The organism is Bradyrhizobium sp. BR 10261 (assembly GCF_019455395.1).
GTDB lineage: Bacteria > Pseudomonadota > Alphaproteobacteria > Rhizobiales > Xanthobacteraceae > Bradyrhizobium > Bradyrhizobium manausense.
This window is the reverse complement of the sequence record NZ_JACOFQ010000001.1, coordinates 313654-328366: the sequence shown is the minus strand read 5'-3', so window position 1 is coordinate 328366 and position 14713 is coordinate 313654. Positions and strand designations below refer to the sequence as shown.

The 14713-nt window shown below is 64.1% G+C and carries 13 protein-coding genes; 2 read left to right on the top strand and 11 right to left on the bottom strand.

The features are described from left to right. Positions 1–70: 70 nt before the first annotated feature. Positions 71–523 (bottom strand): hypothetical protein, encoded by a 453-nt coding sequence (locus tag HYH07_RS01545; protein ID WP_220000784.1) that lies wholly within the window; start codon positions 521–523, stop codon positions 71–73. Further along, on the bottom strand, positions 471–2270 hold the full coding sequence (locus HYH07_RS01540) for an adenylate/guanylate cyclase domain-containing protein (RefSeq protein WP_220000783.1): 1800 nt from the start codon (positions 2268–2270) through the stop codon (positions 471–473). The genes HYH07_RS01545 and HYH07_RS01540 overlap by 53 nt, the downstream gene beginning before the upstream one ends. A gap of 432 nt (positions 2271–2702) precedes the next feature. Here HYH07_RS01540 and rocD point away from each other — a divergent pair, with 432 nt between their 5' ends. Further along, entirely contained in the window at positions 2703–3917 is a 1215-nt protein-coding gene (gene rocD, locus HYH07_RS01535) for an ornithine--oxo-acid transaminase (RefSeq protein ID WP_220000782.1), read from the top strand. Positions 3918–4479: 562 nt separating this feature from the next. Further along, positions 4480–5862: a Spy/CpxP family protein refolding chaperone gene (locus tag HYH07_RS01530; RefSeq protein WP_312016619.1), complete on the top strand. Its 1383-nt coding sequence runs from the start codon at positions 4480–4482 to the stop codon at positions 5860–5862. A 66-nt stretch (positions 5863–5928) separates the two neighbouring features. Here the strand turns inward: HYH07_RS01530 and HYH07_RS01525 are convergent, their stop codons facing one another. The 9 genes from HYH07_RS01525 to HYH07_RS01485 form a co-directional block, all read right to left on the bottom strand. Then, on the bottom strand, positions 5929–6351 hold the full coding sequence (locus HYH07_RS01525; protein WP_220000780.1) for an SgcJ/EcaC family oxidoreductase: 423 nt from the start codon (positions 6349–6351) through the stop codon (positions 5929–5931). Positions 6352–6469: 118 nt separating this feature from the next. Beyond that, on the bottom strand, positions 6470–6739 hold the full coding sequence (locus HYH07_RS01520; RefSeq protein ID WP_220000779.1) for a hypothetical protein: 270 nt from the start codon (positions 6737–6739) through the stop codon (positions 6470–6472). A 106-nt stretch (positions 6740–6845) separates the two neighbouring features. Next, positions 6846–7709, bottom strand: coding sequence for a sugar phosphate isomerase/epimerase (locus tag HYH07_RS01515; protein ID WP_220000778.1), 864 nt, complete (start codon positions 7707–7709; stop codon positions 6846–6848). Continuing rightward, positions 7709–8899 carry a dihydrodipicolinate synthase family protein gene (locus tag HYH07_RS01510; RefSeq protein WP_220000777.1) on the bottom strand — a complete coding sequence of 397 codons (1191 nt, stop codon included), beginning with the start codon at positions 8897–8899 and terminating at the stop codon, positions 7709–7711. Before HYH07_RS01510 ends, HYH07_RS01515 begins: the two co-directional genes overlap by 1 nt. Before the next feature lie 137 nt (positions 8900–9036). After that, positions 9037–10188: a Gfo/Idh/MocA family protein gene (locus tag HYH07_RS01505; protein ID WP_220000776.1), complete on the bottom strand. Its 1152-nt coding sequence runs from the start codon at positions 10186–10188 to the stop codon at positions 9037–9039. Continuing rightward, a complete protein-coding gene (locus HYH07_RS01500; RefSeq protein WP_220000775.1) occupies positions 10185–11570 on the bottom strand; it encodes a hypothetical protein in 1386 nt (461 codons plus the stop codon). The genes HYH07_RS01505 and HYH07_RS01500 overlap by 4 nt, the downstream gene beginning before the upstream one ends. Positions 11571–11810: 240 nt before the next feature. Next, positions 11811–12653, bottom strand: a complete 843-nt coding sequence (locus HYH07_RS01495; protein ID WP_220000774.1) for an ABC transporter ATP-binding protein — start codon at positions 12651–12653, stop codon at positions 11811–11813. A gap of 151 nt (positions 12654–12804) precedes the next feature. Continuing rightward, complete coding sequence (locus tag HYH07_RS01490) at positions 12805–13797, bottom strand: ABC transporter substrate-binding protein (protein ID WP_220000773.1); 993 nt, start codon at positions 13795–13797, stop codon at positions 12805–12807. A 52-nt stretch (positions 13798–13849) separates the two neighbouring features. After that, on the bottom strand, positions 13850–14659 hold the full coding sequence (locus HYH07_RS01485) for an ABC transporter permease (protein WP_220000772.1): 810 nt from the start codon (positions 14657–14659) through the stop codon (positions 13850–13852). Positions 14660–14713: the final 54 nt, after the last annotated feature.

Sequence of the window (14713 nt, the reverse complement as noted above, 5' to 3'; positions counted from 1 at the left end):
GCCGGGTCCCAATCATCGGTCGTCCATTCGAGGAACGCATCCTGCCCGGTTGCATCGACCTGATAGGGATCTACAGTTTCCAGCCACGGATACGGCGGATTCCCAGCATCATCAGGAGTGAAGTCGAGTGCCCAAGGTCGAAACCCCAGGTCCGAGGGGGTTGCGTAATAACTGCGCCCCGTGCCCGGCCCCGCTTCTGCTCCTGCGCCCGCTCCAGCTCCAGCTCCAGCTCCAGCACCTGCTCCTGCGCCGGCACCTGCTCCCGCTCCGGCACCTGCGCCAGCTCCGGCACCTGCTCCCGCTCCGGCACCTGCACCTGCACCGGCACCTGCACCTGCTCCGGCACCTGCGCCAGCTCCGGCACCTGCGCCAGCCCCGGCACCTGCGCCCGCTCCGGCACCTGCCCCCGCTCCAGCACCAGCTCCAGCTCCCATGTTAAGCCTCCCTGATACTTTGAAATTAATGCTTTGCTATTCGGGCAATCCCGCCGCGCGCAATCCCTTCGCCAAACGATCCAGATCATCCTGACGCAGCGGATACCAGGAAATGAAAGTTGAGACTCTAAACGAAGGTTCAATTTCGAGAAGCTGTCGAGCCGCCAATTCAGCGCCAGCTTCATCACCTGAAAGGGCAAGCGCAGCGGCCAGAGTTCGTATGCAGGGACGGAAAAGTAGATTCGCCCGCCGTGACCTGTTCAGGTAGACGATCGCTTCATCGTATCGCCCAGCGACGAACTCGGCAATTCCCGCCACGATCCAAAAATAAAAGTTCAAGGGGTCAAACGGATTAAGACGCCATACGTTCTCCAATCGCTCCAGCGCTTCGTCGGGCCGGCCCAAATAGGCGAGCGTCAAGGCGCTCAAGCCCCATGCGAACGCCGAGTTCTCGTTGAGCGCCAGCGCGCGCCCAAAAAGCTCCATCGCTTCTCCCGGTGATTTTCCCATGAAAGAGAGAATGTGCCCCGCCACCGCCAGCGCAAACGGATCGTCGGGGTCGAGTTCGATGGCGCGGCGCGACACAATGAGGGCGCGCGCCCGGTCGCCGTCCGGATCCAGCGACCAACCTTCGCCAAACTGGAAGTTTAGCCACCACGCAAGGTAGGCATGGGCCTGAGCATAGTGCGGATCGAGCACGATCGCCCGCTCCAGGAGTTGACCGGCTTCCCGGTGGCTTTCTTCGGTGAGGAGATAAAGAAGCGACATCGCTCGGAGGACGCAATGGAACGCATCCAAACTCTCGGTCGGGCGGTCAGCGACGCGAGCCATCTCGACTGCACGCACGCGCGGCTCGATCGAGGACAATATGCTTGAGGCAATTCGATCCTGAAATTCAAACAGGTCGTCGGTAGACCCCTCGTACCGCTGGGCCCAGATCGAGACATTTCCCAATATGTCGGTCAACTCCGTGTTGATTCTCAATCGCGTCCCCTGGCGTTGGACGCTGCCGTCGAGCAGGTAGCGAACATCGAGCTCAGTGGCGATCTGTCGCAGGTCTCTTCCGCCGGCGCTATAACGAAGGGTGGAATTGCGCGCAATGACGTAAAGCGATCGATTTCTGGAGAGGCCGGTAATGATCGAGTCCGTGATTCCTTCACCATAATAGCTGTCGTCGTCGGTGCCGCCGATTGTCCGGAACGGCAGCACGGCGAGCGTCGGCCTCGACGCCCATTGCAGGTATGGCTGCGCGATCTGGCGGTCTGCGTCTCCCTTGGTCCACTCGACGGAATAGACATGAATGGTTCGCATGATGTTTTTCATCACAGGCGCGCCGAGGTGATGAAATGTCAATGGCAGTCGATTGATGACATAGTCGCGGACTGCCGCCGTGACGACTATCTGGCCGGGCCGCGCGGCCTGGTGGATACGAGACGCAACGTTGACGCCGTCGCCCTGCAATATTCCATCTTCATCAATGATATCGTCGACGTTGATGCCAATGCGAAGATGCAGCGCGAATGGATCCTTATCGTCGACTGCGCGCTCTTGAACACGTTGAACGTCGGTAGCCCAACGCACCGCGTTCACAACGCTCGGGAATTCGACCAGAACGGCGTCGCCAGCAATCTCGGCAATCCGTCCACCGTGGCGAGCCATGTGAGGCTCCATAATCTCGGTCCGCAACGCCCTCCAGCGCATGACGGTCTCGACGTCCTTCAGACCCATGAGCCGGGAAAAGCCGGCGACATCGGCAAAGGCGATGGCTGCTAACCGCCTCGTAATCGTCGACGGTGCGATGGACGGCGACTCTGTCGCTTGCTCAGCCTGATTCATGCGCACCTTGTCATTCGAACGGACCAAGTACCCCGGACACCTTCCGAGCAGTGACGCGCGATCACGGAACCTTACAACATTTGGTTGACCCGCGCGACCACCGTTGAGCAGATGGCTGGATCGCGTCGAGCCGGCAGCAAGTCCTACCTGTCCATTCTGCCACCGCAAACGGGGGTCGAGTATCACGCGCATCACAACCGCCGAGTTAGCCGAACCCACCTCATCCATCGGTTTGTTCCACCACTCGTTGGAGAAGATTTCGATCTCCGAAAAGCCGGTTTAGCCCTGCGCCTCGACGGCGGCGCGCACCGATTTGATGTCGGTGACGCCGTCGCAAGGCTTCCGCTCGGACAGACTGATACCCACATCGGCTTGAGCACGGCCGCTGCGGTCGCTTGCCCCCCGGCGCAGGCAGCCATGGAGTGACGACGGATGAGCAGGTCGGTCATTGATCTCCTCGCAACGGAAGCACGCTTTGGCGCGCAGAATTACCAGCCGATCGGGGTCGTCCTGACGCGCGGCGAAGGTGTCTGGGTCTGGGACACCGAGGGCAACCGTTACCTCGATTGCCTCTCCGCCTATTCGGCAGTCAGCCAGGGCCACTGCCACCCCAAGATCCTGGCAGCGATGGTGGAGCAGGCGCACCGGCTGACGCTCACCTCGCGCGCCTTCCACAACGACCAGCTCGCCTTGTTCTACGAGGAGATCGCGGCGCTGACCGGCTCCCACAAGGTGCTGCCGATGAACAGCGGTGCCGAGGCGGTCGAAAGTGCGATCAAGGCGGTGCGCAAATGGGGCTATGAGGTCAAGGGCGTGCCGGACGGCCAGGCCGAGATCATCGTCTGCGCCAACAATTTCCACGGACGCACGCTGGGCATCGTCGGCTTTTCGACCGACCCCGAGACACACGGGCACTTCGGGCCGTTCGCGCCGGGCTTCAGGATCATCGCGTTCGGCGATGCCACCGCCCTCGAGGCAGCGATCACGAAAAACACCGTCGCCTTCCTGGTCGAGCCGATCCAGGGCGAAGCCGGCGTCATCATTCCCCCTTCAGGCTATTTCACTGAAGTGCGCGAGCTCTGCACCGCCAACAACATCATGCTGGTGCTCGACGAGATCCAGACCGGGCTCGGCCGCACCGGCAAGCTGCTTGCCGAGCAGCACGAGGGCATCGAGGCGGACGTGACGCTGCTCGGCAAGGCCTTGTCCGGCGGCTTCTATCCGGTGTCGGCCGTGCTCTCGAACAACGACGTGCTAGGCACACTCCGACCCGGGCAGCACGGTTCGACCTTCGGCGGCAATCCGCTTGCCTGCGCGGTGGCCCGCGCCGCGATGCGCGTGCTGGTCGAGGAAGGCATGATCGAGAACGCGGCACTTCAGGGCGCGCGCTTTCTGGATGGCCTGAAGGAGATTCGCGCCAACACGATCCGCGAGGTGCGCGGACGCGGCCTGATGCTGGCGGTCGAGCTTTATCCCGAGGCCGGCCCCGCCCGCCGCTACTGCGAGGCGCTCCAGGGCAAGGGCATCCTCGCCAAGGATACCCATGAGCACACCATCCGGATCGCCCCGCCGCTGGTGATCACGAGCGAAGAGGTCGACTGGGCGCTGGAGCGGTTCGCGACGACCCTGACGCAGGATTTCTCTTGAGGCTGCCTGCGTCGGAAGATCGCAGCGCCGGCCATCGCCGGCAACGAACGATTCCGCCACCTGCGCGTTGAAAGCTGTGGGCGATTAGGAGCTGGGAGCTACCATCATGCTTCCGCATGGCGTTTGCCCTAGGGCTGTTCTGGTTGGTGTCTCGATGCTGGCGGTAAGCGTCGGCGCGTCTGCCCAAAATCATGGAAAGGGTGGACCACCGGCACCGGCTGCTCATCCAGCGGCGCCACCTGCGATGGCCCGTCCGGCGGCGCCGCCAGCCATGGCGCGTCCCGCCGCGCCACCAGCCATCGCGCGTCCTGCCGCGCCGGCGTTCCATCCGCCTGCCATGCCGCAGCGACCGGCCATGGCACCTCATCCGGCGCCGCACATCGCCGCACCGCCACCGCGTCCGGCCCCACACTTCGCTGCGCCGGCACCGCGCGCTGCCCCGCACATCGCGGCGCCGCGGCCTGAATTCCATCGTGCCCCGGCAGCGCCGCAACGCCCGGCCATGGCACCGCGGCCGACGCCGCATATCGCCGCCCCCTCCCGCCCGAGCGCACCGCCAGCCGTGAGCGAGCGGCTGTCGCGACGGGATCAGATCGAACAGCGCGCGCAACAGCGTCAGCAGCAGATTCAGCAGCGCCAGCACGACATGCTGTCGCGCCAGACCGCAGAGCGCCAGACCCGCATCGATCGCCTGCAGCAGCGCATGCAGCAACTCCAGTCGCAGAAGCCGGAGGGCGCGCGGGCGTTGCGCGCACAGCAACGAACGCTCCAGGCGCAGAACCGCTTGCTCGAGCGTGAGCAGCGCGCGCAGCAAAACGACGTGGCGCGCCAGCAGCGGCTTGAGCTAAAGGGGCCAGCCGGGCGTACGGAAGCTACCGCGGCCGCTGTGCAAGCCGCCACGCGCGGGCGTTTTACCGAGCGATTCCACGAGCAGGCCACTCCGCTAAGCCAGGCGGCGCTCGTCACCCGCCAAAGCGGCTGGGCTCCCCGAGAGGCCTGGCGCCACCGCCATCCTGCGATCTTCGTGGCGTGGCTCGGGCCCGTGTTCTGGCCTTACGCCTATTCCGACATCTTTGACTACACGTTCTGGTCCTATGCCTATGACCCCGGCTATTGGGCGTACGCATATGACGACTTCGTCGACACCGTGTATTGGGGCGGTGACAGCCCCTATTCTGCCTATGCCAGCATCAGCCCGTATGACACTCCGCAAGCCGGCGGCGGCTATCCCGCACGCCGGCGCGCGAGCGTGAGCCCGCAAACGCTACAGCAATTGTGCGGCACCCCGGACAAGGGCGTCACCGCGTGGCCGCTTGCCGACATTGCGCGGGAGGTGCGGCCGACGCCAGAGCAACGCGCGCTGCTCGACGAGTTGAAGACCGCGGCGGCCAACGCGGCTAATGTGTTCAAGGACTCCTGCGCAGAGACCTATGCGCTGACCCCGCCCGGCCGCTTGCGGGCGATGGAAAACCGCATCAGTGCGACGCTGGAAGCGGTCAAGATCGTGCGACCGGCACTGGAGAAGTTCTACAACTCACTCAGTGACGAACAGCAGGCCCGCTTCAACGCGCTCGGCCCCAATGTCGGCGACCGCTCCCCGCCGCAGCAGCAAGCGAGTGCCGAGGGCTGCGGTGATCCGAAGTCCGGCTTGACACAGTTGCCGATCCAAAGGATCGAGGCCGTGCTCCACCCCGCAGGCAAGCAGAAGGAGGCGCTCGCCCGCCTTAGCGAAGCGACGGCAAAGGGCGTCGAGGGCCTCCAGGCGGCCTGTCCGAACGATGCGCCGCTGACGCCGGTCGGACGGCTGGAGGCGATGCAGCACCGGCTCGAGGCCATGCTGTCGGCCGCCAAGCTGGTCGAACCGGCCCTGGACGAATTCTATGCCACGCTCAGCAGCGAGCAGAAGGCGCGCTTCAACACGCTGCAACGGGTCGCAGGCCCGTAAGGTGGCGCCCCAGAGCACACGCATCGCGTAGAGCTCATAGATGAAGTGGCAGCCTTCATCCCGGGCTTACTTCGGCACGAGTGAGCCGTGATGCTGCGCCACCAGCCATTTGCCGTCCACCTTCACCCAGGCCAGGGTCAGGCGGAAGGGCAACACGGTGCCGTTGGGTAGCGTGAAGTCGGCGAAGCCGGAGCTCAACAACGCGTCGGGCCCTGCCGCAATCGCCTGCTGGTCACCCATTTTCACCTTGATGCCCGGCGGCAGCTTGCTGAAATAGCTGCGCACGCCGTCCGTGCCGGTGAACAGCTGAGCCGTCGAGCCGAACAGCATGGCGTCCTTGGTGTAGATCGCGGCAAACTTCTCCGCGTCACCGGAATTATAGGCCTGCTCCCACTGTGCGCGCGCCGCCACCGCGTCTTCGTTTGGTCCGGCCTTCGCCGCGGATATCGATAGCAGCGCGACCAGGATTGCCAAGGAGCGATAAATCATTTTTTTCAATTTCCCCTGAGAATTCCAATCCGGGCAGCGTAGCACGGCGGTTGGCGGCGGAAAAGAAACCGACCGGCCCAGCCCGAACCCAAGCTTCCCGATTGAAACCAAGGGGCCGCTAGCAGCCAGGCTTGCCCAACGTCCGTTCCGCCCTGGCAGCGTCGTGGGGATGGTCACTGCGAGCTTGTCGACGCCTCGGTCCAGAGAGGACCCAGAAGCGCCCGATCTGACGGCTATCGACCGAGCGGCCCTGGTAAGCGAACGCCGATTGCCGGGCGATGACGATGAAGCCGGGAATCCGCGCTAACATCGTAATCAAATCTTCGCTCATTGCCTCCGTCAGGAATTTGAATTCGCGCTCCTCGGAAAAGCAGACGAAAGGCAGCACGGCAATGGAGGGCTTCCCGGCGATCGCCGGAGGCTCAGCGGTCTCGACGGACGACTTTATCGGCTGCGCCGAAGCTACGTTGCCCGTGAGGGCCGCACGTGTGGAGCTAAACCACCGTCCGGTGCCGCTCGATGCAGCTGCGCAGCACCTCGTCCATCGGCTTGCTCCACCACGCGTTGGAGAAAATCTCGATCTCCGAGTAGCCGGCATAGCCCTGCGCCTCGACGGCGGCGCGCACCGATTTGATGTCGATGACGCCGTCGCCCATCATGCCGCGGTCGTTGAGGATGTCCTTGGTCGGGACCAGCCAGTCGCAGACATGGAACGCGAGCAAGCGATCCTTGCCGGCGCGCGCGATCTGGTCCATCAGCTCCGGGTCCCACCAGATGTGATAGACGTCGAGCGCGACGCCGAGCATGCCGGTGCGAGCAGGGTCGAGCCGGTCGCAGATGTCGAGCGCCTGTTTTGTGGTGTTCACGCAGGCGCGGTCGGCGGCATAGGCTGGATGCAGCGGCTCGATCGCCAGCGGCAGGTTTGCCTGTTTGGCATAGTCGAGCATGTCGGCGAGCGCCTCCTCGACCTGCCCCCGCGCCGCCGCGATGTCCTTCGAGGCCTCGCTGCCGGGGCGCGAATATTGCGGCAGGCCGCCGACGACCAGCACCACGCAGGGCGCGCCCAGCGCCTGGGCTTCGTCGATGCAGCGGCGGTTGTCGTCGCGCACCTCGCCCCGGCGCGATGCGTCAGAGGTGAACATGCCGCCGCGGCAATAGCCCGAGAGATCGAGGCCGGCATCACGCACGGCGCGCACCGCACGATCGAGACCGACAGAAGCGACCTGATCGCGCCAGGGATCGATGGCGCGGATGCCGTGCCTGGCGCAGGCCTCGATGATTTGAACAAGGTCGCCCTGCTTGCGGACGGTCGCCGTGTTGAGCGACAGCCAGCGATGGTCGGATGAAAAATCGCGCATCACTCTTCCAGTCCGTGCGAGGCCAGCACGGTCTTCATCCGCCGCGTCGCCAGTTCGGGGTTGGCAAGCAGGCCGGCCTGATCGGCGAGCCGGAACAGCTCCGCCAGATGCAACATGGAGCGCGCGCTCTCCTGCCCGCCGACCATGGTGAAATGGTCCTGATGACCGTTGAGATACGCCATGAAGACGACGCCGGTCTTGTAGAAGCGCGTCGGCGCCTTGAAGATGTGACGCGACAGCGGCACCGTCGGCCCGAGGATGTCGTGGAAGCCGGCTTCGTCGCCGGCCGCCAGCCTCGACAGCGCGTAAGATGCCGCCGGCGCGATCGCGTCGAAGATGCCGAGCAGCGCGTGGGAAAAGCCCTTTTCGTCGCCGGCAATCAGCTCCGCATAGTTGAAATCGTCGCCGGTGTACATCTTGATGCGCTTGTCGAGGCGCCGGCGCATGTCGATCTCGCGCTGCTTGTCGAGCAGCGAGACCTTGACGCCATCGACCTTGGCCGCGTTGTTGTTGATGATGGCGACCGCGATGTCCATCGCCCTGTCGAGATTGCTGGTCCCCCAATATCCGGTCAGGGCTGGATCGAACATATCGCCGAGCCAATGGATGATCACGGGCTGCGCCACCCCCGACAGCACGCGGTTATAGACCTTGGCATAGTCGTCGGCGCCGCGGCCGAGCCTCGCCAGCGCGCGCGAGGCCATCAGGATGATGCGGCCGCCGACCTTCTCGACTGCCGAGATCTGCTCCTCATACGCGCGGATCACGTCGTCGAGACTCCTGGCATCCTCCACAGCAAGATGATCAGTGCCCGCACCGGAGAACACCAGCGCGTTGCGCCGCTTGGCGGCCGCGACCGAACGTGTGATCAGCTCCAGCGAGGTCGGCCAGTCCAGCCCCATGCCGCGCTGCGCCGTGTCCATGGCTTCGGCAACGCCGAGGCCGAGATCCCAGACATGCTCGCGGAAGGCGATGGTCTTGTCCCAGTCGACCGCCACGGAGAGCCACGGATCGTTGTCGGCAAAGGGATCGGCGACCGTATGCACGGCCGAGAAGGCGATGCGGTTGAGCGGACCCTCGAGCTTTGCGGGAAACGTGCGCGAGGCAGCCAACCGGTAGGTCTCGATCGAGCGATCGGCCTTCGGCAGCTTCAGCGACAGGGATGACACGGGCTGGACAGACTTGTTCATGAATTCAGACCTCTCCCCATCATTGCGAGGAGCGAAGCGACGAAGCAATCCAGACTGCCTCTGCGGAGAGATCCTGGATTGCTTCGCTCCGCTCGCAATGACGGCTTGGTAAACACCTGCGCTATACTCACGACATCTCACGCCTTGATCGGCGCGACGTCGATCCAGCGCCGCTCCTTCCAGCTCTTCAGCGCGCATTCGGCGAGCTGCACGCCCTTGGCGCCTTCGAGCAGCGTGAACTTGTAGGGGGCGTCCTCGTAGACGTGGCGGATAAACATCTCCCACTGCTCCTTGAAGCCGTTGTCGTAGCTGACGTTGTCAGGGAGCTTCTGCCAGTCGCCGTAGAAATCATGCAGCCGCTTCTCGTCGGGATTCCACACCGGGCGGGGCGTCGCCTGCCGCGCCTGGATCATGCAGTCGGTAAGGCCCGCGACCGCCGAGCCATGGGTGCCGTCGACCTGGAAGGTGACGAGATCGTCGCGATAGACACGCGTGACCCAGGACATGTTGATGTGAGCGATGACGCCGCCCTCGAGTTGGAAGGTCGCGTAGGCGGAATCATCCGCGGTCGCCTTGTATTTCTTGCCCTGCTCATCAAAACGCTCGGGAATGTCGGTGTTGCCGATGCAGACCACGCTCTGGACGTTGCCGAAGAGGTTGTCGAGCACGTAGCGCCAGTGGCAGACCATGTCGAGGATGATGCCGCCCCCGTCCTCGCTGCGGTAGTTCCAGGACGGCCGTTGCGCCTCCTGCCAGCCGCCCTCGAACACCCAATAACCGAACTCGCCGCGCACCGAGAGGATGCGGCCGAAAAAACCGCTGTCGCGCAGGAAGGCGATCTTCTTCAGGCCGGGCAGGAACAGCTTGTCCTGCACCGTGCCGTGCTTGACGCCCTTGGCATTGGCGAGCTTGACGACCTCGAGCGCCTCCTCAAAATTCGTCGCGATCGGCTTCTCGCAATAGACGTGCTTGCCGGCATTGATGGCTTGGGTCAGCAGGCCGGGGCGCGCCTGCGTGGTCGCGGCGTCAAAGAACATGGTGTCATTGATGTCGGCGAGCGCGGCATCGAGATCGGTGGTCCAGCGCGCGATGTTGTAACGCTTCGCGAGCGCCTCGACCTTGTCGGCGCTGCGGCCGACCAGGATCGGATCCGGCATGACGCGATCGCCGTTCTTCAGGCGGACGCCGCCCTGGTCGCGGATCGCGACGATCGAGCGGATCAGATGCTGGTTGAGCCCCATGCGGCCGGTGACGCCGTTCATGATGAGGCCGAGGCGTTGGGTGGTCATGCCAAATACTCCTGAAGTGATCTTGGCTGTTCGAGCGGACCAAGCGCCGACCAGTCCGGATGGACCGACGTCGCAAAGCCCGCAACATGAAGCGATCCCGTCAGGAGATCGCCGTTGTGGATGTTGAGGCGGATGCCCTGCCCGGCATCGGCATAGAGATCGGGATGCGCCGTCGCGAAAGCCCGAGCCTCGTCGGCCGGCGTCTCGCCAAAGCCGTCGACATAGTGGTGGCCGTTGCGCTCGGCGTGGGTGACGCCAAGGAAGGCACCGAGCGCGAGGTCCTGCTGGAGGGCAAGCCCGGGCTGACAGGTGAGGTCCTCGCCGGTCACGAAGAACCGCGCGCCATCCGCGCTCCATTTCGCCGCGCGCGTCGCGTTGACGATGGACTTGTAGAGCCCCTTGCAGGATTTCGAGGAGACGCCGCGATAGCCGAGCGCCCGGGCGGCGGGGAAGGCGTCGTAGCAATCGTCGGCCTCGTCGATGATGAAGCCGCGCGCGGCGAGCGAGCCGAGCGGCGACTGCCGCGTGATTTCGCGCGGCATCGGCTGCTCGATATAGAGCAGGCGCGAGGCGATCGACCGCAGGGCGGCCTCGCGATCCAGCCGGTCAATCAGCGCCTGCAGCGCGGCAAGGTCGGCATATTGCTCGTTCGCGTCGAGAGTCGCCTTGTAGTCACGACCAAGCGTGTCGAGCTCGTTGCCGATACGCACCAGCCGCGCGGCATCCGCGGCGGGATGACCCGATAGCTTGATCTTGAAGTAATTCGCACCCGCATGGGCGACACCACCCTCGCCTTCAACGGTATCGTCGAGGCCGACCGTATGCCTGATCGCCACCCGCGACAGCGGTTTGCGGTTGGATAGAAATGCCGCGATGTCTGCATCTTTCAGATCCGGCGAGAGCCGCGCATCGATGCCGGATAAGTTCCCGGCCATTCCGTCGAAGAAATTCACCTCCACGCCGCGCAGCAGCGCATCGAGGATCGCCTTGTCGATTTCCGCGAGACCAAAGGCCGCGGCAAGCGCGGGGATACTCTCTTTGGCACAGGCCGCGACCTGCGCGCCAATGCATCCGGCGTGCAGGCCGAACGCCGTCCGAAATCCCGTCTCGGCAAGATAAAGCCCGCGCGCGATCCGAAGCGAACGCCGCAGGCCGTCGACCGTCTGCGCCGGCGACAGCTCCGGCCGCTTGTCGAACCACTTTGGCACCATCATCTCGGCACTTGCGCCGACCGCGGTGCCCCTGCCCTCGACCTCGATCTCGACCCGCACGAACAGCTGCGGCGTCGCGTTGACGGTCACCGCGCCAAAGCGAAACGGCCGCGCGAACTGCACGGGACGTTCGAAGAAGGCGATATCTCGCAGCTTCAGGCGCACGGACATGATCTTGCAACGAAGCGAGGTGAACTTGATACGAGCGGTGTAACCACGGGCGACGCGCCTCTCCCGCTTGCGGGAGAGGTCTGCGCGTTCCGGGCGATGCGAAGCATCGTCCCGCGCCGGGTGAGGGCTCTAACCTCTTGGGGAGTCCTGCCAGCGGAGACACCCTCTCCCCAGCCCTCCCCCGCAGGCGGGGGAGGGAGCGCACCGTTCGTGCGGCTGGCCACTGGGAATCCCATCGTCCTAATCCAACCTCCCCTGCGAGAAGAAATGCTTCCGGATGCGTTGCACCAGCTCGGTGAAAACAGGGTCCGCCATCACATCGAGCGACCGCGGCCTCGGCAGCGGCACGTCATAGATCGCGGCGATCGCGCCGGGCCGCTCGGTCATGACCAGCACGCGGTCGGCGAGGAACACGGCCTCCGGAATCGAATGCGTGATCAAGAGCACGGTCTTCTTCGTCTCGCGCTGGATCCGCATCAGCTCGACATTCATGCGCTCGCGCGTCAGCGCATCGAGCGCGCCGAACGGCTCGTCCATCAGCATGATCCTGGGATCGTGCACCAGGGCGCGGCAGATCGAGGCGCGCTGCTGCATGCCGCCGGAGAGCTGCCAGGGCAGCTTCTTCTCGAATCCTTCCAGCCCGACCAACCTCAAGAGCGCCTTGGCATGGGCGAGATATTCCTCCCGCGGCAGCCGCTTCATGTCGATCGGCAGCATCACGTTGGAGAGGATGTTGCGCCAGGGCAGCAGCAGCGCGTTCTGGAACACGATGCCGACATTGCCATGCGGCTTGGTCACCTTCTCGCCCTCGACCAGCACCTCGCCCGTGGTCGGCGGCAGCAGGCCGGAGATCAGCTTGAGCAGCGTGGACTTGCCGCAGCCGGAGGGGCCGACCACGACGAAGAACTCGCCGTCATTGATGTGGAAGTCGAGCGGCCGCAGCGACGGCACGTCGCCGTCGCGCGTCCGGTAGGTTTTCGACACGCCGGATAGCTTGATGCCCGACGCATGGCTGGCCCGGTCGCTCACCAGTCGGAGATGCGCGGCGGGCTGGTCTGTCAGACTGGCCTTCTCCGGAATCATTCGATCACACCCAATCGAACGCCCAAGTTACATTCGTCGTTCCGGGGCGCGACGAAGTCGCGAACCCGGAATCCATCGGGCAGCGGGTTCTGACGAAACATGGATTCCGGGTTCGCCCTTCGGGCGCCCCGGAATGACGGTGTGTGTTGCTTCACGTGCCACTCTTCGGCAGATAGTCGTTGGTGTAGAACGCCTTCGGGTTCTCCTTGGCCTTGGCGTCGAGGCCGCCGTACTCGACCATGAGGTTGACGCTGTCGGTCATGTTCTGGTCGGTGACCTGGAACGGCCGCTTGCCCTTGGTCTCGGCGGTCCGGTACAGCGGAATGGTCAGCTCGAAGCCTTGGGTCAGCGTGTCGATCTTGCCGCCCTTGGGGTTGGCATCGAGGATCGACTGAGCCGCCGCTTTCGGCTCCTTCTCGGCGGCTTCGACCGCCTTTGTCGTCGCCGACATGAAGCGGCGGACGAGGTCGGCATTGGCTTTCACGTAGTCGGTATTGGCGATGATGCCCGACGAGACCATGTTGATGCCGTAGTCGGCGAACTTGATCGGATAGACGTCCTTGCCGGTGGCGTCCTTGATCTTCATCGACTGGTCCATGACGTAGCCGAGCAGCAGGTCGGCCTGGCCGTTGATGACGGCGTTGAGCTTGGTCTGGCCGTCGCCGGCGACGGTCTGGAAGTCGCTTTCCTTCAGGCCGGTCTTCTTCAGGAACAGCGGCCAGATCTGGGTCATGGAATCGGCCGGCGTGATCGCGACGGTCTTGCCCTTGATGTCCTCGGGCTTCCGGATGTTCTTGTCGGCAAAACCCATCGCAGACATCGGCGAGGTCTGGAGCAGCACGCCGGTCGCGATGACGGGCGCGCCCTTGATCGCGGCACGCATCATGGTGGGCACGTCGACATAGCCGAAGTCCGCGGTCTTGGCGGCGACGGCCTGGGTGGTCGCAGCCGAGCCGCGGCCTTCCTGGATCTCGAGGTCGATGCCCTCAGTGGCATAGATGCCCTTGGCCTTGCCGTAATAGAACGGCGCGTGCTCGCCATAGACGTACCAGTTCAGCATCAGCACGACCTTGTCGGCCGCCTGCGCCGGCATGGCCGCAAACGTCATCAGCGCCGCTGCAACAGCCCCAATCCACCGCTTCATCGTCACTCTCCCTTGTCGTTGTGTTTCGGCCGTTGCTGGCCGTTGCTTAAGTTTAGGAAGCGAAGATCACGTCCTCGCGCTGGCTGACATGCCAGGGAATGATCAGCTTCTCGATGCGGTCGACGATCCAGAACAGGACGACGCCGAGCAGCGCGAGGATCACCAACGCTGCGAACATCGTCGGCAGGTCGAAGGTGCCGATCGAACGTTGCATGACGTAGCCGATGCCGGAATTGGAACCGACGAATTCGCCGACGACGGCTCCGACCACGGCGAGCGTCACCGAAACCTTGAGGCCGGAGAAGATCGCCGGCAATGCATGCGGCAGGTTCACCGCGCAAAACACCTGGAAGCGGCTGCCCTGCATGGCGCGGGCGAGATCGATCATGTCAGGATCGACCGATTTGAAGCCCTGCACCGCCGAGACCACGACGGGAAAGAAGCCGAGCAGGAAGGCCGAGATCACCTTCGGCAGGATGCCGAAGCCGAACCAGACCACGAACAGCGGGGCGATCGCGATCTTCGGCACGGACTGGGAGAACACCAAGAGCGGATAGACGTAGCTCTCCACCGTCTTCGAGCCCGCGATCAGCATGGCGACGGGGATGCCGAACAGTGCGGACAGCAGAAAGCCCCAGACCGTTGCATAGGTGGTGGGCCAGCACTGGCGCAGCAGTTCCGGCCAGTCGGAGCGCAGTACCGCGACGACGTCGGCCGGCGCCGGGATCTGATAGGCCGGAATTTTGAACAGCCGGATCGCAAGATCCCAGGCCACGACGATGAACACCAGGAAAAAAAACGGCCGAACCCAGGCCGCATTCAGCAATTTGGACACCGCCTCTTGGGGCTTCGGTTCGGCCACGTTTCAACTCCCGGCAGTCTTCTTCGTTATCGGAAGAAATTAACCCGTTGGATA